We start from the raw sequence: 18,721 nt of genomic DNA, 5'->3' as shown, positions 1-18,721 counted from the left end.
GATTTGGGCCCCTTGTGGTTCCTCGCCTATCGTTCGAAAGGGACCCTTATTCTGACGGGAAAAACGATTCCACGTCTGAGGTTGCGAACCACATTCCCAAGCTGGCGCGGAAGACGCAAGGCCTCTCGCCGCCATCTCTGCCGTAACGTCAACCGGGGTCGAAGGAGCGGCGCGGAGACCGTCTGCATCTGGGTCTCATGCACGATCGCCCGCCCGTCGATCTCGGCGAGCACCCGGTCCTGGACGCAGAGCGCCGGCACCATCTGGAGCACCCGGAGCCCACGCTCCTTCGCCACGGCGAGATCGAACAGCACGTCGTCGACCGGACGCTCGATCGTCTCGCTCAGGGCAAGAAAAAGCTTCGCCGCGTCGGCGCGGATCAGGTAGCCGCCGGCGCCAGAATGATAGTTCAGCAGTTCGTGCAACCCCAGGCAACCGGCAATCTTCCGGCCGCGGCGGCCCATCTTGGTCGGCGTGTTGACGGTCTCGAGTTTGATCACGGACGCGTCGCGAGGGATCCAGCGCGGTTCGGCAAGAAGCCCCGCGAGCGACGCCGAAAGCAGGACGTCATCCTCGAAGACCGCCCCCCAGGCATCGCCGCCCTCGACGATCTTGCGCCAGGCGAGCCGATGACTCTGGAAACAGGCCACCGCTGTCGGCAGCATGCCCTCCGGCGCTTCGGCGATCGAACAGGCCTCGACGGCGCGGATCCGCTCATAGACGAGGCCGATCCCCCTCGCCTGCGCGTCGAAGGCCGCGAGGCGCGCCTGCGCCCGGTCGAGATTGATCACATAGGTGCGCACGGCCTGTTCCCCAACAAAACCAAAATCCATTCCGCACGTTCGAAGTTCATGCATCCCTTTACGGACGACAAGACAGCACGCGCAACGCCGAACTCTCGACGAACCGATAATTGCGGATGACAATTGTCCGTATCAGCCGCTCGAACAACAAAGTTCGATATCGAACGTGTCTTCTATTCAACAAAACTACGCGTCGATATAGGGAACTACCAGATAACGGGATGGCCGGATGGCCCTTCGAAACAAGAGAGACACACGTACGGGATTGCTGAACTGTCGTACGACGCGCGCTACTTCGCGCCGGACACGCGTCAACACGCCCTTCCGCTCTACGGATTTGTCACTCTGCGCCGGTAAGGAACCATCGCTTTCCCAGAACTGGATCAAGGTGGCTGTCCTTGGCGGTCGCTGGGCTCGCGCGGCGATAAAGCGCTCCTGGATGCAGACCGCGGGGACTGTCTGGAGGATCCGAACGTTTCGACAGACCTCGTGTTCCTGGTCGAACATCACAATGTCCACGGGTTCGCTGAAGTTCTGCGTCTTCGCAAGCAGTTCGATCGCGCATTGCCTCGACAGAATGTAGCCGGCGGCGCCGCAATGCGTGGTCTGCAAACGGTGGAGCGACACCCCCTCGACGACGGCACCTTTCGCCGCAATCGCGACCCGAACGTCGAACGTCTCCAGTTTGACGAGATCCGTCTTGTCAGGAATCCAATGATCGGAGGCTAGGAGCTTGGCGATCGGCGACGCCAACAAGACATCGTCCTCAAATACCGCCAACCAGTCCTCTCCGCTGTCGACCAGCGATTGCCAAGCGCGGCGATGACTCTCGAAGCATGCGATTTCAGCCGCTGAGAGAGGGCCGCGCGTCTCCGCACGGCCATGTGCATCGACGGCCTCGAGCCGCTCGAAGGCGAAACCGAGCCGCTCCGCCTGCTCTCCGAACAACGCAAGCCGCTCCGGGGAACGATCCAGATTGATAACAACAGCCCGCACAACAATCTCCGCTGGAATCTCGGCCGGCAAGCTACTGAAAGTCGAACGCGGATTCCATCGCCGCGTCAGAGTTTTCGACGGAGCGACCTAGAGAACCGCCAAGCCGTCGCCGCTAGTCGAACCGCAGCGCATCGCCGATCCGGATGGTTCCGCCATCGAGCACATCGGCGTAGATGCCGCAATCCATGTGATCGAGGTTTCGCAGCAGCGTGCCGGGAATATCGAGGTCGCGCGTCGCCGTCTCGAGATCTACATTGGTCGCGGCGCAGCGCTGCGTGCGCTTGGTGAAACGCAGCCGGACATCGCCGATCCGCGCCTCGCGGCCGACCAGCTCAAGCTCCTGCCAGGGCTCGAGCCCCGCAAGATTGATGTTGGCGCGGAAGCGCAGGGGATCGACCGGCTTGCCGACGAGATCGCCGATCGCCTCGACGGAGGCGAGATTGATGAACGACACATAGGGCTTGCCGACATCGGTGAAGGCATGGCCCGGCGCCGACAGCACCTTGAGCGGCCCGCGCCGCTCGTCGCCCATGAAGTCGGTCAGGAACGCTTCCGTCGCCGCGCGGCCGGCCGGCGTCGACAGGTCGGCGGAGAAGCGATCGCCATGGCCCTCGATGGTCCAGACCTGCGTCGCCGGATCGAAATGCGTGTCGAGCGCGGCGAGCCGGGCGTTCTTCATCAGGCAGAGGAATTTCGCCTTCGGCAGATGGCCCGGCGCGGCGGGATCGAAGCCGGATGGGCCGTTCTCGATCGCATAGGCGCGGTCGCTCTCGAAGCGATGAAACGGACGCAGATCGGCGGCCTCCAGCGCCTCCGGCGAGAAGCCCTTCACAGGGTAGCGATAGAGCGAAGCGATCTCGGCCATGCCGTCTCCTGTCCGGCCCACCGGGCCGTTACGTCATCGTTCATTGAGGAGCAAAGTCCGGCCGGTTTGTCCAGCCTGACGCGCGGCGGTAGCGAGATCGCGCCACGGCTCGATCGACCAGTGCGGCCCGGCCTGGCCGGAGGGCGAAGTCAGGACGTGGATCCGCGTCGCGCCGATCGTCGCCTGTTGCCGTCCATACGGGATCGCCGCCGTCGGTTCGCCCAGATAGAGGCTCGCCGCCCGCTTCGAAGTGAAGGCGAGGATTGCGGGCGCGTTCGCCTCGATCTTGGCGCGCAGCGCCGCCGCGTCGACGAGCGCCAGATCAATCGCCGTATCCTGGCCGACATGCTCCTTGGCGACGTCGGTCAGGCCGATGCCGAAAGCGAGCACCGAGCGGAAATCGGTGGCCGCGATCCGCTGTGGCGTCAGGCCGATCGCATGAAGCGTCGGCCAGAACTTGTTGCCGGGATTGGCGTAATAGGCGCCCACGCGCGCCGACCACGCTCCGGCGCCCGTGCCGCAGAACACGATTTTCAGGCCCGGCTCCAGCACATCCGGCAAGATCGGCATCGGCGGAAAATCCCTTCGCTTGCGCAAGATGTGCCGCGTCCAGTCGTGCCCTGATTAATGCACGCCGCGAGCAAAAACCATCTGTCGCTCGCCCGCCATTGCTGCCACTCTCCCGCCGGGCCGCGGCCCGCGAGAGCCTACAGGGAAGAGACACGGAATGAGCACGATCAACTACCTGACGCAGATTGAGTTCGGACCCGGCGTGGTGTCGGTTCTGCCGGATGCCCTGACCGCGCTCGCCGTGCAGCGCCCCCTCGTCGTCAGCGATCGCGGTTTGCAGGCGTCGGGACTGCTCGATCGCGTCACCGCCCTCATCCCCGCCGGCGCGCCCGTCTTCCTCGATATTCCGACCAACCCGACCGAGGCGGCCGTGCTCGCCGCGCTGGAAGTCTACAAGGCCGAGGGCTGCGACGGCGTCGTCGCGGTCGGCGGCGGCTCGCCGATCGATCTCGCCAAGGGCGTCGCGCTGCTCGCGACCCATGAGGGGCCGCTGGAGCCCTACGCGGCGATCTTCGGTGGCGTCGCCCGCATCAGCGGCAAGGTGGCGCCGATCCTCGCCGTTCCGACCACGGCCGGCACCGGCGCCGAGGTCGGCCGCGCCGCGCTGCTGACGCTGAACGACGGCCGCAAGCTCGGCTTCATCAGCCCGCACCTGATCCCGAAGCGCGCGATCTGCGATCCCGAGCTGACGCTCGGCCTGCCGCGCGGCCTTACCGCCGCGACCGGCCTCGACGGTCTGTCGCACTGCATCGAGACCTTCCTGTCGCCGCGCATCAATCCCGTCGCCGACGCGATCGGCCTCGACGGCGCGCGCCGGATCTGGGACCACATCGGGCGCGCCTTCGACGACGGCAGCGATCTGGAGGCGCGTAGCGAGATGATGATGGGCGCGCTGCAGGGCGGCCTCGCCTTCCAGAAGGGCCTCGGCGCCGTGCATGCGCTGAGCCACGCGCTCGGCGGCCTGAAGAGCCCGAGCCTGCATCACGGCACGCTGAACGCGATCCTGATGCCATCGATCCTGCGCTTCAACCAGCAGACCGTGCCGGAGAAGATCCGCCGGCTTCAGGCGGCGATGGGGCTTGCCGAGACGGCCGACCTCGCCGACGAACTCGACGCGCTCAACCGCCGGCTGGATATCCCGGCCGGCCTCCGGACGCTCGGCGTCACCGACGATCAACTGCCCTGGGTGGTGGAGCGCGCCCTCGCCGACCATTCCTACGCCACCAACCCGCGCGCCGCGACGGCGGAAGAATTCCGCGCCATTCTGGATGAAGTGATGGTCTGAGCGCAGAGCGGCCGGCAGAACTCACAAGCTCGACCATCATCCTGAGGTGCCCGGCATAGCCGGGCCTCGAAGGAGGGTCCAGGGAACGCCGGGATGGGACTGCGGGGCGAGCTTCGCCGGACTGCGACTGCAAACAGCGGTGCTGCGCTGGATCCTCCTTCGAGGCTTCGCTCCCGCGAAGCACCTCAATATCTGGCCCGCAATATTGGCCTTCTTTCTTGAACCTCCCCCTTGAGGGGAGGTCGAAAACGCCCTTCGCGTTTTCGGGAGGGGGCAATTCGCTGAGCCTGCAGCAAAACCGACGAAGAAACCCCTCCCCAAGACCGCCATCTGGCGGTCTTGACCCTCCCTCAAGGGGAGGGTTCAAGGCGCCAATTCCATTCTTGAATTACGGGCCAGCAGGATGTTGGCGGAGCCGGTCGATTGGCTTGGAAGTCGGTTGTCGCGAAATGGCAGACGAAGAAAAACCCGGGAAACGATCGCTTCCCGGGTCTTTCTGTTTTCGATACTAAAACCCATCGAACCACCTCGCCTCCCCCTTCCTGAGGGAGAGGTCAGCTCGAAGAGCCTGGTGAGATTTGCGTCCTCACCGGATGGTTCCCTACGCCCTCACCCGCCGGCCTTCGGCCGTCGACCTCTCCCCACGGGAGAGGTGAAGGGCGCCCTTCCCGATCCTAGAACGGGATGTCGTCGTCGAGGTCGGCCGCGTAGGACGAGGAGGCCGCCGGCTGGCGCGACTGGCCGCCGCCGCGCGGAGCCTCGAGCGGGCTCGAACGACCGAAATCGCTGCCGCCACCGCCCTGGTAATCCGACTGCTCGCCTCCGCCCGCGCGTCCGTCGAGCAGGGTCAGCTCGCCGCGGAAACGCTGCAGCACGATCTCGGTGGTGAACTTCTCGGCGCCCGACTGGTCCTGCCACTTGCGGGTCTGCAGCTGGCCCTCGACGTAAACCTTCGAGCCCTTCTTCAGATACTGCTCGGCGATCTTCGCGAGGTTCTCGTTGAAGATCACCACGCGATGCCACTCGGTCTTTTCCTTGCGCTCGCCGCTCTGCTTGTCGCGCCAGCTTTCCGACGTCGCGATGTTCAGATTGACGACCGACTCGCCCGAATTCATACGCCGAACCTCGGGGTCGCGCCCGAGATTGCCGACCAGAATGACCTTGTTGACGCTACCGGCCATGATCCGTTCCTTCTTGTCTCATTGCTGGCCCCAAACTATCCCGAAATGGCACGGCCCGCCCGCGCCAATCGGGTCTTGTCCACATCAGACCGGCCTGTTCTCTTTTTGTTCTAGACAATCGGCGTCGAAATGGCAAGATCTGGTCAGGTGAATCAGTCGAATGCCGCGACAATCCGGGCCGCCTCCTTGTATGGAGAGGCCAATAGCCTAAATTTGGGCCTTGGCGCCGCCGCGCCGGCCCCTTCCATTTGGACAGACGACACATGGCTCAGCATGCTGACGCGCGGTCTACCAGCGCGACCTCTGGCAAGTTCATTTCGGTCCGGGGCGCGCGCGAGCATAACCTCAAGAACATCGACATCGACATCCCGCGCGACAAGCTGGTGGTGCTGACCGGCCTTTCCGGCTCGGGCAAGTCGTCGCTCGCCTTCGACACGATCTATGCCGAGGGCCAGCGCCGCTATGTCGAGAGCCTCTCGGCCTATGCGCGCCAGTTCCTCGAGATGATGCAGAAGCCGGACGTCGACCAGATCGACGGCCTGTCGCCCGCCATCTCGATCGAGCAGAAGACGACCTCGAAGAACCCGCGCTCGACGGTCGGCACCGTCACCGAGATCTACGACTACATGCGCCTGCTGTTCGCGCGCGTCGGCATCCCCTATTCGCCGGCGACCGGCCTGCCGATCGAGAGCCAGACGGTCAGCCAGATGGTCGACCGCGTCATGGCGCTGCCGGAGGGCACCCGGCTCTACCTGCTGGCGCCGATGATCCGCGGCCGCAAGGGCGAGTACAAGAAGGAGCTGGCCGAGCTGCAGAAGAAGGGCTTCCAGCGCATCAAGCTGGACGGCGTCTTCTTCGAGATCGCCGAGGCCCCGGTCCTCGACAAGAAGCTGAAGCACGACATCGACGTCGTCATCGACCGCATCGTCGTGCGCGGCGATATCTCGGCCCGCCTGGCCGACAGTTTCCAGACGGCTCTGGAGCTCGCCGACGGCATCGCGGTCGCCGAATTCGCCGACGAGAAGGACGAGAAGGGCAATGAGCGCCGCGTCATCTTCTCGGAGAAATTCGCCTGCCCCGTCTCCGGCTTCACCATCGCCGAGATCGAGCCGCGGCTGTTCTCGTTCAACAACCCGTTCGGCGCCTGCCCGGAATGCGACGGCCTCGGTTCCGAGAAGAAGATCGATCCCGACCTCGTCGTGCCGGACGGCTCCGTCTCGCTGAAGCAGGGCGCCGTGGCGCCCTGGGCCAAGTCGTCCTCGCCCTATTACGCGCAGACGCTGGAAGCGATCGCCCGGCACTACGAATTCTCGATGACGAAGCCTTGGGACGAGATCCCCGAGGCGGCGAAGAACGCCATTTTGTTCGGCACCGGCAAGGGCGAGATCGAGTTCGTCTATAATGACGGCACCCGCTCCTACAAGACGCAGAAGAGCTTTGAGGGCGTCGTCACCAATCTGGAGCGGCGCTGGCGCGAGACGGAATCGAACTGGGCCCGCGAGGAGATCGAGCGCTACCAGGGTTCGACGCCGTGCAAGGCCTGCGGCGGCGCCCGGCTGAAGCCCGAGGCGCTGGCGGTCAAGATCGCCGGCAAGCACATCGCCCAGGTCACCGAGATGTCGATCCGCAACGCCGCGCGCTGGTTCGAGGCGCTGCCGGCCGAGCTGAACGAGAAGCAGAACGAGATCGCCGTCCGCATCCTGAAGGAGATCCGCGAGCGCCTCTCCTTCCTCGTCGATGTCGGCCTCGACTATCTGATGCTGTCGCGCAATTCCGGCACGTTGTCGGGCGGCGAGAGCCAGCGCATCCGCCTGGCCTCGCAGATCGGCTCCGGCCTCACCGGCGTTCTCTACGTGCTGGACGAGCCGTCGATCGGCCTGCATCAGCGCGACAATGACCGCCTGCTGGAGACGCTGCGGCACTTGCGCGACATCGGCAACACCGTGCTCGTCGTCGAGCATGACGAGGACGCCATCATGACGGCGGACTATGTCGTCGACGTCGGCCCGGAGGCGGGCGTGCATGGCGGCCAGATCATCGCCAAGGGCACGCCGGCCGAGATCATGGCCAATCCGAACTCGCTGACCGGCAAGTATCTCTCCGGCGAGCTGGCGGTCGAGGTGCCGGAGAAGCGCCGCGCCATCGCCAAGAACCGCCAGATCAGCGTCGTCGGCGCGCGCGGCAACAATCTGAAGAATGTTTCCGCCGACATCCCGCTCGGCACCTTCACCTGCGTCACCGGCGTTTCCGGCGGCGGCAAGTCGACCTTCCTGATCGATACACTCTACGCCGCCGTGGCGCGGCGGCTGAACGGCGCCCACATCCACCCGGCGCCGCATGACCGCATCGACGGTCTGGAGCTGATCGACAAGATCATCGACATCGACCAGTCGCCGATCGGCCGCACGCCGCGCTCCAACCCGGCCACCTATACCGGCGCGTTCACGCCGATCCGCGAATGGTTCGCCGGCCTGCCGGAGGCCAAGGTGCGCGGCTACGGACCCGGCCGCTTCTCGTTCAACGTCAAGGGCGGCCGCTGCGAGGCCTGCCAGGGCGACGGCGTCATCAAGATCGAGATGCACTTCCTGCCCGACGTCTACGTCACCTGCGAGGTCTGCAAGGGCAAGCGCTACAGCCGCGAAACGCTCGACGTGAAGTTCAAGGGCAAGTCGATCTCCGACGTGCTCGACATGACCGTCGAGGAGGCGCGCGACTTCTTCCAGGCCGTGCCCGGCATCCGCGACAAGATGGCGACGCTGGAGGAGGTCGGGCTCGGCTACGTCAAGGTCGGCCAGCCGGCGACGACGCTCTCCGGCGGCGAGGCGCAGCGCGTCAAGCTCGCCAAGGAGCTGTCGCGCCGCGCCACCGGCAAGACGCTCTACATCCTCGACGAGCCGACGACGGGCTTGCATTTCCACGACGTCGCCAAGCTGATGGAAGTGCTGCATTCGCTGGTCGATCAGGGCAACACGGTCGTCGTCATCGAGCACAATCTCGAAGTGATCAAGACGGCCGACTGGATCATCGACCTCGGCCCCGAGGGCGGCGACGGCGGCGGCGAGATCGTCGCGGTCGGCACGCCGGAACAGATCGTCAAGGAGCCGCGCAGCTATACCGGCCACTTCCTGAAGCCGGTGCTGGACAAGGCCAAGCAGGCGAACCGCAAGCGCAAGGCCGTCGCGGCGGAGTAAAGCGTGCGGTCCGGCTTGTATCGGGCCCGACGGGCATATTGGCCCTGCGGTTGTCTTGAGACGCCTCGACGCTAGAGGCCAAGCAAGGCCCTCACCCTACCCTCTCCCAGAGGGAGAGGGTTTTGGGCCGGCGCGCGGTCATTGATAGGGAGCGCGGTTCTGCCATCAGACGCAGGCGATCTCCCTCTCCCTCTGGGAGAGGGTTGGGGTGAGGGTCTGATCCGGGCTCCTCGCATGGTCGCAGCACACCGTTATGAGCGGCATTCTGCGAGCATCGCCCCGGGATGACGAAGATCGCGCCGGACAGGGCGGCCCAGACATTCTGGATGATGGCGGAGCAAACCGACCCGCCCCCTTCGGGACGCCGTTCTGCGAACGCTTCCCGGGGAGAGTGACGGCTCAAATCCGGCAGTCCAGACTTCCTACACGCAGCGCCAGTAGATCCGGCCATAGGCGTCGACGACGCGGACGCAGCCGGCGCGCGGGGCCACGGCATAAGGCGCCGCGACATAGGCTCCGCCGACATAGGCGCCGCCGACCACGGCCCGGCGGGTCGTGCGGCGGGCGACGCCGGCATAGCTGAGCGGCGTCAGCGGACGACCGATGATCGCCTCCGCCCGGCTGAACAGGCCGAAGGCGGGCGCCTGCGGCGCCGGGTTCTCGGATAGAAACAGCGCGGCGAGGCCGAGGGCGACCGCCGCGACCCGGACGGCCCCTCGTAACGGCAAGGTGCGGTTCATTTGCTGGCTCCTGCTTTGGGCGCGACCGCGTCGGATGGCATCGCGGTGCCGGCCGGGATTTCGTCGATATCGGCGAGCGCGCTGAAATCGACCTTCTTGGCGCCGGCTGGCGGCTCGAAGGTGAAGGTGCCCGGCGGGAAGGCGCTGCCGGTATGCCAGCTGGTAAAGCGGATCGAATATTGCGGCGCGCCGGTAACCGCCTTGCTGGTGATCACCATCTTGCACGGGATCGGCTGCGCGCCGGTCTCGACCCAGAGCTGCCAGTCGGTGTCGTGATTGCGGAAGGCGACGTGCTCACAGGTTACGTCGCCGATGACGGCGCGGCCGATATGCTTCGCCTCGACCACGTCAGGCATCAGCGCGCTGTAGGAATCGGCGATCAGCAGGTCGGCGGCGGGAAGATCGAGCATGAAGTCGCTCCGCAGCCGGTCGATGACGCCTTCGATCGGCCCGGTCATGGGCTCGCTGGCATAGGTGTTGGTGTTCTTGTCGAAGACGGTCACGCTCTTGCCGTCATAGATCATCTCGACATCGGCATAGCCGCCGGTGCGGTTCAGCCGGAACTTGTCCGGGCGGCTGATCTTCGCCTTGCCGGAACTGTTGAACTGGAGCTTCTCCATCTGCGGCGTGACGACCTCGAGTTCGCTGTCGTAGCCGAGACTGATGTCCTGCTGGCCGCCGACGAACCGCGCCATGCCCTGGACGATCTCGTCCGCTTCCTTCCGGTTCTGTTCGGCGGCGGCGGTCGTTGAATCAGCCTGCTGGGCAAAGGCCGGCTGGCCGAGCGCCAGCAGCGTCGCGACCCCGGCCGCGAAGGCCGCTCGCCGGCCGGCGCCCTTCGGCCGCGTCAGTGCATGCTTTGTCATCGCATCCTCCCTCGGATCCCCTCGAAACGTCGCGGCTTCGCACGGCCACCGACCGCAGGTGACGTAACGACACTAGCACGCCGCCGGAGGCGTCCGAAATTCGACTTCCCGTGATCGATACGGTGCCCCATGCCGCCGAAACGCGAATGGCCGCGCGGGGCGCGGCCATTCCTCGTCGTTGCCAAAGCTTCAGGGCGGGATGTCAGGCCTTGCGGCGGCGCGACTTGGCAAAGGTGTCGAACGCCACCGCCAGCACGATGATCACGCCGATGATGATCTGCTGGATGTAGGACGACACGTTCATCAGCACGAGGCCGTTCAGGAGCACGCCGATCAGGATCGAGCCGATCACGGTGCCGAAGATCGTGCCAACGCCGCCGAAGAGCGACGTGCCGCCGATGACGACCGAGGCGATGACGGTGAGCTCATAGCCGGTGCCCGCGACGGCCTCGGCCGAGTTCAGCCGCGCCGACAGCACGAAGGCGCCGAGGCCGGCGAAGAAGCCCATGATGACGTAGACGCTGCAGATCACCCAGTTGACGTTGAGGCCGGACAATCGCGCCGCCTCCGGATTGCCGCCGACCGCGTAGACCTGCCTTCCATAGCGCATGTAGCGGAGCGCGATGTGCGCGAGCAGCGCCGCGAACAGGAAGATGATGACCGGAACCGGCACCGGGCCGATCTTGCCCTGGCCCCACCAGGTATAGTCAGGCTGGAAGCCGGAGATCGGGCCGCCGGCGGCGAACAGGAGCGCCGCGCCGCGGAACACCGACATGCCGCCCAGCGTCACCACGAAGGGCGGCACCCGGAGCCGGGTGATGGCGAGGCCCTGCAACAGGCCGCCGCAGACGCCGACCGCGATCGCCGCGAGCGCCGCCAGCTGCCAGCCATAGCCGATCACGCCCTCGCCGACCGTGAAGCGGTCCTGCATGCCGCCCTTGGCGACCGCCGCCGCGACGAGACCGGCGAAAGCGAGCAGCGAGCCGACGGAAAGGTCGATGCCGGCGGTCAGGATGACGAAGGTCATGCCGATCGCCAGCAGGCCGGTGATCGAGACCTGTCGCATGACGTTGAACAGGTTGATCGACGACATGAAGCGCGGCTCGAGCACCGCGAAGATGATCATCAGGGCGATCAGGAAGATCAGCGGCGCGAACCGCGCCAGCACCCCGAACAGGTCGAAGCCCGCGCTTTCCGCCGCTTCTCGTTTCACATCCGTCATTACCGTATTCCTTGTCTTGTCACGCGGCTCGGCCGGCGGCGCTGAGCGTCATCATGGTCATGAGTTTTTCCTGGGTCGCCTCGGCGCGCAGCGCTTCGCCGGTGACGCGGCCTTCGCGCATCGTGACGATGCGGTCGGCGACCGCGAGAACCTCGGGCAGCTCGGAGGAGATGGCGATCACGGCGATGCCGGCGCGGGCCATCTCGAAGAGCAGGTTGTGGACCTCGACCTTGGCGCCGATGTCGATGCCGCGCGTCGGCTCGTCGACGATCAGCACCTTCGGGCGCAGCGCCAGCCAGCGGGCGAGCACGACCTTCTGCTGGTTGCCGCCGGAGAGATTGCCGACCGCCTGGTCGGGGCTCGCCATGCGGATGTTGAGAAGCTTGCGGTATTCCTCGACCAGTACGCGCTCCTTGCGCTCGTCGATGAACACGCCGAAGCGGTCGATGCGATCGAGCGCCGCGATCGAGAGATTGGCGCGGATCGCCTGGCTCAGGAACAGCGCCTGCTGCTTGCGGTCCTCCGGCACCAGGCCGATGCCATGCCTGATGGCGTCGCGCGGCGAGCGGATGTCGACCGGCTGGCCGTCGACGAAGATCTGGCCGCTGTCGAAGGGGTCGGCGCCGAAGATCGCGCGCGCCGTCTCGGTGCGCCCCGCCCCGACGAGGCCGGCGATGCCGAGGATCTCGCCGCGCCGCACGTTGAGCGACACGTCCTGCAGCTCGGTCGCGTGCGGGTCGTGGGCGCTGCGGCGGCGCGTCAGCCCCTCGACGGCGAGCGCAACCGGACCGGCCTCGCCCGCCTCGCGATGGGCATAGAGCGCGTTGACCTCGCGCCCGACCATCAGGCGGATGATGCCGTCAATGGTGATCTCGCTGACCTTGCCGGCGCCGACATTGCGGCCGTCGCGGAGCACGGTGAAGCGGTCGCAGATCTCCATCACCTCCTCGAGGCGATGGGTCACGAAGATGATCGAGATGCCCTCGGCCTTGAGTTGCCGCACGATGCGGAACAGCTTTTCCACCTCGGCCAGGCTGAGCGCCGAGGTCGGCTCGTCCATGATGATGACGCGCGACTGCATCGACAGCGCGCGGGCGATCTCGACCATCTGCTGCTCGGCGACCGAGAGGTCTCGCACCAGCGTCATCGGGCTGCGTTCCAGGCCGATGCGGCGGATCAGCTTCTGCGTCTCGGCCGCCATCTTCGACCAGTTGAGGAAGAGGCGGGAGCCGGGCTCGCGGCCGATGAAGACGTTCTCGGCGATCGTCATGTCCGGCGCGAGGGTGAATTCCTGATAGATCGTGACGATGCCGAGCCTCTGGGAATCCTGCGGGCTCGAGAGCACGACGTCGCGGCCCTCGAACGAGATCGTGCCGCGATCCGGCGATTGCGCGCCGGCGAGGATCTTCAGCAACGTCGACTTGCCGGCGCCGTTTTCGCCGAGCAGCGCATGGATCTCGGCCGGCGCGATCTCGAGGTCGACGCCGTCGAGCGCCTTGACGCCGGGAAAGCTCTTGGCGATGCCGCTCATCTTCAAGAGGGTTACAGGATCGGTCATCCGTCTTCGCTTACGATGGAGCAAGGGAACGTCCGGCCCTGCCCGGATGGGCGGACCTGACGGCAGGGCGGCAAGGACATGGCTCGCGATCGTGGCAGGCGCGGGCTTGGCTTGCGCGCGATTTTCAGGCTGTACGGCGCAGCGCGCCGGTCCCGGCGCAGCATCCCCCGATCGAAGCCGGCTCTGGCGCCGGCGCGGTTCGGCCGGGCGAAGCCGCGGGCGGCCGGATCGGGAGAGACAGCGAGGGCGCTCCGCGACTGTCGCGCGAAGCGCCCTCGCCGGGACGCAGGCCTTACTTCAGCTCGCCGAGACGCTCGGCGGTGTTGAGGTTGTCCTTGGTGATCGCCACCGGCGTCAGCAGGGTCACGGCCTCGGCCGGCTTCTTCTGGTTCTTGATGAAGTCGACGAGCATGTCGACGCCCATCGAGCTCTGCTTGCCCGGGAACTGCTCGATCGTGGCGGTCAGACCGCCGTCACGCACCTGGCCGAGCGCTTCCGGAAGAGCGTCGAAGCCGATGATGGCGATGCCCGAGAGATTGCGGGCCTTCACGGCTTCCATCGCGCCGAGCGCCATGTCGTCATTGGCGGCGACGATGACCTTCGGGGCTTCCGGCAGGGCGGCGAGCGCCGCTTCCGTGACCGACAGACCCTTGGCACGGTCGAAGCCGGCGGTCTGCTCGAACACGATCTTGTACTTGTCGGCCGCCTTGTCGAGGATGTTGTGCAGGCCCTTGTTGCGGTCGATCGCCGGCGAGGCGCCCGACTGGCCCTGCAGGTTCACGATGGTGGCGCCATCGGGATAGAGCTTCATGATCAGCTCGGCCTGGGCCTCGCCGCCCTTGACGTTGTCGGCGCCGATATGGCCGAGAATGCCCTCGACCTGCGCCACGCGACGGTCGACGGTGACGACCGGGATGCCGGCCTCGACAGCCTGCGCCAGCGCCGGCGCCATGGCGTCGACTTCGTTCGGGCTGATGACGATGCCCTTCACGCCGCGCGCGATCGCCGCTTCGACGTCGGCGGTCTGCTTGGGCGAGGACACCTGGCCGTCGCTCTCGATCGCCGTGACGCCCTGCTTCGCGGCCTCGGCCTTGAAGGCGTTCATCATGTGGACGAAGAACGGAAAGGTCAGGCCGGGGACCGAGGTCAGGATCTCGATCTTTTCCTGCGCGACCGCCTGTGTCGGCGCGGTGGACATGGCCGCGAGCGCGATCGCACCGGCAGCAAGCACTGACCTTGCAATATTCGACATTCTATTTCCCTCCCATGCCCTCTTTGAATTGGGGCTGAAGGTGAGCATGCCGCAGGTTGATCCACCATTCAAACGGATTTCTGAACTTTGCACGCGCCGTTCAAAATTAAGCCATCCTCATCTCGCACTGCACAAGTAAACGGACCACCGCCCCTTGGGTCAGCCGCGCCCGGCTACTCGCCCGACTCTACGGCAGACGCGAACCGGCATCGGGTGGGAATGGCATTCATCCGCTGCCGCCCGAAGCGCATGATCGGCCGCATCCGTCCCTGTCGGCATGGGCGGTGTGTCAGTGGATGTTCGATCCAGCCCTTGATATGCACGCAGGACCATGGATGACTTCGTCGAGCGCGCGCTCACCCATCTCCGCCAGTTCTCCGCACCGACACCGGACGGCGCGACGCATCCGATCACGCTGAACTTCCACCCGGACATCGGCGTCGCCGGCAGCACGGTCATCGAACTCCTCGCCCGGCACGGCGCCTATCGCTCCCAGTTCGAGACGGGCACCAGCAGCGGCGGTCTGACGGCCTATCCGGGCGGCGACCGCTGGAATTGGGAGAGCCGGATCTTCGGGGGCGCCTATGACGACGGCGATCCCGCCTTCCGACCGAAATATGGCGCCCTCAACTATCGCGACGACCCCGTCGGCGGGTCGCGTCGCTTCGGCTCCTCCCACTTTCGCCTCGCGCCGCATGTCCGTTCCCGCACGTCGTTCTGCTATCCGGACAGCCATTGGCAGCCGAGCGATTTCGCCGTCGGCGATGCCGGTCCGCTCATCGCCATGGCCAAGGCGAATACCCGGGAGCTCGATCCGTGGCTGGACAACTACATCGAGGCGCACGTCCATGGTCCCGTGCATATCGGCCGGGATATCGACGCCGTGGTTCTCGATCCCTCGTTTCGAGCCACGACGATCGAGGCAGCCGTAGGTTCTCTCGGCTGCGCGGTGGAATGGCACGACGGCTTCCGCCTGTCGCTGGAGCGGATCGTCGACTGCGAACAGTTTCGCGGGCCGGACGCCGCCAGCGCCATCGCGCGGATCGCGGAGAGCGAGATCGTGACGCCGGAGATCCTGTGGCGCGCCCGCGACCACCGGCTCGACTACCAGACGGCGAAATGGGTCTGGCATTGCATGGCGCGATACGGGCATCCCTGATGCGAGCCCATATCGCGGCAAGGGCGTCTAGACGCTGCCGGCCATGCGGCATGCGGTCCTCCCGGACCCTGAGTCGCGGCCGCCGCGCTATCCCCTGGCGTCCCCGCGCGGCATAATCCGCGCTTGATTCATGATGCGATGACGAGATGACTGAAAACAAAACCAACACGCCCCAGATGGCTTCCCCGTCCTACCGCCTGCCCGCCCTCGACAGCGATTTCCTGCTGAGCGACACGATGCGCGGCGTGCGCTTCCTGCTGGAATATGCCAAGGCCGAGGAAATCCTGCGCCTTTGGGGCGTACGTTCGACGATCGTCGTCTTCGGCAGCGCCCGCATCCATGAGAACGGTTCCGGCCAGCATGCGCGCTGGTACGAGGAAGCGCGCGCCGTCGGCCGCATCGTCTCGGAGCGCGGCGGCGCCCTCGTCTCCAACGGCACCTTCCGCGACAACGTCATCGCGACCGGCGGCGGCCCCGGCATCATGGCGGCCGCCAATCGCGGCGCGGCCGACGTCGGCGCGCCTTCGATCGGCTTCAACATCACGCTGCCGCACGAGCAGGAGCCGAACTCCTATTCGACGCCGGAACTCACTTTCCGCTTCCACTATTTCGCCATGCGCAAGATGCATCTCGCCATGCGGGCGAATGCGCTGATCGTGTTCCCGGGCGGCTTCGGAACCTTCGACGAGATGTTCGAGCTTTTGACGCTGCGCCAGACCAGCAAGGCGCCGGCCATCCCGATCATCCTGTTCGATCGCGCCTACTGGACCAAGGTCATCAATTTCGAGGCGCTGATCGAGGAGGGCATGATCGCCCGCACGGATCTCGACCTGTTCGACTTCGCCGAGACCGCCGAGGAAGTCTGGCAGAAGCTCTCCGACGCCGGCGTCGGCCTGCACGAGGGCGAAAAGGCGGGCGAATAGAATTCGGTTCAGCCGGCTGCGACTAGATTGAACGACACGAGCGGCCCTTCACCTCTCCCTGAGGGAGAGGTCGACGGCCGCAGGCCGGCGGGTGAGGGTTTACGGCCTCGCAAGTCAGACTCCGACGGACGGAGCTCCATCCGGATGGTTCCCTAAACCCTCACCCGGCTCTTCGAGCCGACCTCTCCCTCAGGGAGAGGTATAGGTGGACCCCACTCGTTGGGACCGGGCTCTAGCAGCAAGCCCAAGGCACGCCGCCTCGCCGACGCGCTTGTCGCGCCGGGGATCGGCGGATACTCCTTCTGGAAAAGGCCGATGGCCCCGTCTTGAAGGAAACCGCATGACGCCGCTTGCCGCGCTCTTCGCCATTCTCGGCGCCCTGCTGATCGGCGCGATCAGCCCCGGCCCGAGCTTCGTCTTCGTCGTGCGCACCGCCGTGGCGCAGTCGCGGGCGGACGGCATCGCCGCGGCCCTCGGCATGGGCGTCGGCGCCATGCTGTTCGGCGCGCTCGCCCTGCTCGGCCTGCGCACACTGATGACCGAGGCGGCCGGGCTCTATCTGGTCTTGAAGATCGCCGGCGGCGTCTATCTCGTCTATCTGGCGATCCGGATCTGGCGCGGCGCCAAGGAGCCGATCGAGGTGGCGCGGAACGGCGGCTCGAACGCCCGCAGCCTCGGCCGGTCCTTCGGCCTGGCGCTCGCCACCCAGCTGAGCAACCCGAAGATCATCGCCGTGTTCGGCGCCGTCTTCGCCGCGCTGCTGCCGTCGACCCGGCCGCTCTGGCTCGATCTCACCCTGCCGGCGCTGATCTTCGTCCAGGAGACGGCCTGGTACGCGCTGGTCGCCCTCGCCTTCTCGTCGGCCCGGCCGCGCGCGCTCTATCTCGGCGCCAAGAGCTGGATCGACCGCGCCGCCGGCGCCGTCATCGGCATACTCGGCATCCGCCTCCTCCTCGACGCGCGCTGAACGGGATGTCCGGGCAGCCCGCCACGCTGTCACGACGCGCCCTCAACCGGGCGCTCCTGGCGCGGCAGATGCTGCTCGAACGCGTCGATATCCCGCCTGAGGCGGCGATCGAGCGGCTGCTCGGGCTGCAGTCGCAGATCCCCGGCAATCCCTATGTCGCGCTCTGGTCGCGCCTCAACGATTTCGACCCCGAGGCCGTCTCGGAGCTCACCCAGTCGCGAAAACTGGTCCGCATCGCGCTGATGCGCGGCACGCTGCATCTGGTTACCGTCCGCGACGCGCTCGCGCTCCGGCCGGTCGTGCAGAAGGTGTTCGAGCGCAACATGACGCCCGGCAGCGTCTATGGAAAGGCGCTGGCGGGCATCGACATGGCGGCGCTGATGCAGGCGGGTCGTCGCCTGGTCGAGGAAAAGCCCCGCTCGAACAAGGAGTTGGCAGACGCGCTTGCCCCTCATTTTCCGGACCGCGACGGCCATGCGCTGTCGCAGGCGGTGCGCGCCGTGCTGCCGCTGGTGCAGGTGACGCCACGCGGGCTCTGGCGCCGGGGCGGGCTGGCGATCTCGACGACGATCGAAAGCTGGACGGGCGAGACACTCGCCGCCGACGACGTGCCCGACGCGACCATCCTGCGTTATCTGGCGGCGTTCGGCCCCGCCTCGGTCGCCGACATGCAGGCATGGTCGGGGCTGACGCGGCTTGCCGGCGCCGTGGCGCGGCTCCGGCCGCAGCTTGCCGAATTCCGGGATGAGGACGGCCGCGTTCTCTACGACCTGCCCGACGCGCCGCGACCGGGAGAGGACGGTGATGCGCCGGCGCGCTTCCTGCCGGACTACGACAATGCCCTGCTCGGGCACGACGACCGCCGCCGGGTCATCGACGACGGACACCGGCTGCATTTCAAGAAGCAGAACGGCCTGCTGCCCGCCTTCCTGATCGACGGCCGGGTCGCCGGCAGCTGGCGGCTCGACCGCGACAAGGGAGCCGCGACGCTTTCGATCACGCCGCTTGCGACCCTCGGCCGGAAGGATCGGGAGGCGCTGTCGCGGGAGGCCGAGGCCCTGCTGGCCTTCCACGAGCCTGACGCGCGGACGCGCGACATAGGGTTCGCCGACGCGCCGTAGTGCGGCGCGCCGACGATGTTTC

Annotated in this window: 16 protein-coding genes; 6 read left to right on the top strand and 10 right to left on the bottom strand. The window is 66.4% G+C overall.

Annotated features, from left to right (window positions below):
* Positions 1–26: 26 nt before the first annotated feature.
* From AC6HZP_RS11515 to AC6HZP_RS11500, 4 genes are all read right to left on the bottom strand, one after another.
* Complete coding sequence (locus tag AC6HZP_RS11515) at positions 27–833, bottom strand: glycosyltransferase family 25 protein (protein WP_497526659.1); 807 nt, start codon at positions 831–833, stop codon at positions 27–29.
* Between the two features lie 156 nt (positions 834–989).
* Positions 990–1,799 (bottom strand): glycosyltransferase family 25 protein, encoded by an 810-nt coding sequence (locus AC6HZP_RS11510; RefSeq protein ID WP_497526658.1) that lies wholly within the window; start codon positions 1,797–1,799, stop codon positions 990–992.
* Positions 1,800–1,911: 112 nt separating this feature from the next.
* Positions 1,912–2,664: an MOSC domain-containing protein gene (locus AC6HZP_RS11505; RefSeq protein ID WP_497526656.1), complete on the bottom strand. Its 753-nt coding sequence runs from the start codon at positions 2,662–2,664 to the stop codon at positions 1,912–1,914.
* 33 nt (positions 2,665–2,697) lie between these two features.
* On the bottom strand, positions 2,698–3,234 hold the full coding sequence (locus AC6HZP_RS11500; RefSeq protein WP_497526655.1) for a mismatch-specific DNA-glycosylase: 537 nt from the start codon (positions 3,232–3,234) through the stop codon (positions 2,698–2,700).
* Positions 3,235–3,391: 157 nt separating this feature from the next.
* On the opposite strand from AC6HZP_RS11500, the gene gbd reads away from it, so the two are divergent.
* Positions 3,392–4,519, top strand: coding sequence for a 4-hydroxybutyrate dehydrogenase (gene gbd / locus AC6HZP_RS11495; protein WP_497526654.1), 1,128 nt, complete (start codon positions 3,392–3,394; stop codon positions 4,517–4,519).
* Between the two features lie 674 nt (positions 4,520–5,193).
* On the opposite strand, the gene AC6HZP_RS11490 is transcribed toward gbd, so the two are convergent.
* The gene (locus AC6HZP_RS11490; protein ID WP_201403682.1) at positions 5,194–5,700 is read right to left on the bottom strand and encodes a single-stranded DNA-binding protein; all 507 of its coding nucleotides are present in this window, start codon (positions 5,698–5,700) and stop codon (positions 5,194–5,196) included.
* A gap of 263 nt (positions 5,701–5,963) precedes the next feature.
* On the opposite strand from AC6HZP_RS11490, the gene uvrA reads away from it, so the two are divergent.
* Positions 5,964–8,891, top strand: a complete 2,928-nt coding sequence (gene uvrA, locus AC6HZP_RS11485; protein ID WP_497526653.1) for an excinuclease ABC subunit UvrA — start codon at positions 5,964–5,966, stop codon at positions 8,889–8,891.
* A gap of 422 nt (positions 8,892–9,313) precedes the next feature.
* Here the strand turns inward: uvrA and AC6HZP_RS11480 are convergent, their stop codons facing one another.
* The 5 genes from AC6HZP_RS11480 to AC6HZP_RS11460 all read right to left on the bottom strand — a co-directional run bounded on the left by AC6HZP_RS11480 (position 9,314) and on the right by AC6HZP_RS11460 (position 14,529).
* Entirely contained in the window at positions 9,314–9,631 is a 318-nt protein-coding gene (locus AC6HZP_RS11480; protein ID WP_497526652.1) for a hypothetical protein, read from the bottom strand.
* Positions 9,628–10,497, bottom strand: coding sequence for a DUF2092 domain-containing protein (locus AC6HZP_RS11475; protein WP_497526651.1), 870 nt, complete (start codon positions 10,495–10,497; stop codon positions 9,628–9,630). The genes AC6HZP_RS11480 and AC6HZP_RS11475 overlap by 4 nt, the downstream gene beginning before the upstream one ends.
* Positions 10,498–10,699: 202 nt before the next feature.
* A complete protein-coding gene (locus AC6HZP_RS11470; protein ID WP_201403678.1) occupies positions 10,700–11,719 on the bottom strand; it encodes an ABC transporter permease in 1,020 nt (339 codons plus the stop codon).
* A 19-nt stretch (positions 11,720–11,738) separates the two neighbouring features.
* Entirely contained in the window at positions 11,739–13,277 is a 1,539-nt protein-coding gene (locus tag AC6HZP_RS11465) for a sugar ABC transporter ATP-binding protein (protein ID WP_497526650.1), read from the bottom strand.
* Positions 13,278–13,569: 292 nt separating this feature from the next.
* Entirely contained in the window at positions 13,570–14,529 is a 960-nt protein-coding gene (locus AC6HZP_RS11460) for a substrate-binding domain-containing protein (protein ID WP_244669913.1), read from the bottom strand.
* Positions 14,530–14,860: 331 nt separating this feature from the next.
* Here AC6HZP_RS11460 and AC6HZP_RS11455 point away from each other — a divergent pair, with 331 nt between their 5' ends.
* From AC6HZP_RS11455 to AC6HZP_RS11440, 4 genes are all read left to right on the top strand, one after another.
* Complete coding sequence (locus AC6HZP_RS11455) at positions 14,861–15,688, top strand: DUF3626 domain-containing protein (protein WP_497526649.1); 828 nt, start codon at positions 14,861–14,863, stop codon at positions 15,686–15,688.
* Positions 15,689–15,864: 176 nt separating this feature from the next.
* The gene (locus tag AC6HZP_RS11450; protein WP_201404426.1) at positions 15,865–16,611 is read left to right on the top strand and encodes an LOG family protein; all 747 of its coding nucleotides are present in this window, start codon (positions 15,865–15,867) and stop codon (positions 16,609–16,611) included.
* Between the two features lie 340 nt (positions 16,612–16,951).
* Entirely contained in the window at positions 16,952–17,578 is a 627-nt protein-coding gene (locus AC6HZP_RS11445; protein WP_497526648.1) for a LysE family translocator, read from the top strand.
* Positions 17,579–17,583: 5 nt separating this feature from the next.
* The gene (locus AC6HZP_RS11440) at positions 17,584–18,699 is read left to right on the top strand and encodes a winged helix DNA-binding domain-containing protein (RefSeq protein ID WP_497526647.1); all 1,116 of its coding nucleotides are present in this window, start codon (positions 17,584–17,586) and stop codon (positions 18,697–18,699) included.
* The last annotated feature ends 22 nt before the right edge of the window (positions 18,700–18,721 follow it).

This window comes from Kaistia sp. SLG-1 (genome assembly GCF_059699055.1).
The sequence above is the reverse complement of the archived record's forward strand: the minus strand, read 5'-3'. Positions and strand labels throughout refer to the sequence as shown.

Excerpts from the sequence above, each read along its gene's own strand:
- AC6HZP_RS11515 (WP_497526659.1), bottom strand. The coding sequence starts at position 833 with ATGGATTTTGGTTTTGTTGGGGAACAGGCCGTGCGCACCTATGTGATC.
- AC6HZP_RS11505 (WP_497526656.1), bottom strand. The coding sequence starts at position 2,664 with ATGGCCGAGATCGCTTCGCTCTATCGCTACCCTGTGAAGGGCTTCTCG.
- AC6HZP_RS11500 (WP_497526655.1), bottom strand. The coding sequence starts at position 3,234 with ATGCCGATCTTGCCGGATGTGCTGGAGCCGGGCCTGAAAATCGTGTTC.
- gbd (WP_497526654.1), top strand. The coding sequence starts at position 3,392 with ATGAGCACGATCAACTACCTGACGCAGATTGAGTTCGGACCCGGCGTG.
- AC6HZP_RS11490 (WP_201403682.1), bottom strand. The coding sequence starts at position 5,700 with ATGGCCGGTAGCGTCAACAAGGTCATTCTGGTCGGCAATCTCGGGCGC.
- uvrA (WP_497526653.1), top strand. The coding sequence starts at position 5,964 with ATGGCTCAGCATGCTGACGCGCGGTCTACCAGCGCGACCTCTGGCAAG.
- AC6HZP_RS11480 (WP_497526652.1), bottom strand. The coding sequence starts at position 9,631 with ATGAACCGCACCTTGCCGTTACGAGGGGCCGTCCGGGTCGCGGCGGTC.
- AC6HZP_RS11475 (WP_497526651.1), bottom strand. The coding sequence starts at position 10,497 with ATGACAAAGCATGCACTGACGCGGCCGAAGGGCGCCGGCCGGCGAGCG.
- AC6HZP_RS11470 (WP_201403678.1), bottom strand. The coding sequence starts at position 11,719 with ATGACGGATGTGAAACGAGAAGCGGCGGAAAGCGCGGGCTTCGACCTG.
- AC6HZP_RS11465 (WP_497526650.1), bottom strand. The coding sequence starts at position 13,277 with ATGACCGATCCTGTAACCCTCTTGAAGATGAGCGGCATCGCCAAGAGC.
- AC6HZP_RS11460 (WP_244669913.1), bottom strand. The coding sequence starts at position 14,529 with ATGTCGAATATTGCAAGGTCAGTGCTTGCTGCCGGTGCGATCGCGCTC.
- AC6HZP_RS11455 (WP_497526649.1), top strand. The coding sequence starts at position 14,861 with ATGGATGACTTCGTCGAGCGCGCGCTCACCCATCTCCGCCAGTTCTCC.
- AC6HZP_RS11450 (WP_201404426.1), top strand. The coding sequence starts at position 15,865 with ATGGCTTCCCCGTCCTACCGCCTGCCCGCCCTCGACAGCGATTTCCTG.
- AC6HZP_RS11445 (WP_497526648.1), top strand. The coding sequence starts at position 16,952 with ATGACGCCGCTTGCCGCGCTCTTCGCCATTCTCGGCGCCCTGCTGATC.
- AC6HZP_RS11440 (WP_497526647.1), top strand. The coding sequence starts at position 17,584 with ATGTCCGGGCAGCCCGCCACGCTGTCACGACGCGCCCTCAACCGGGCG.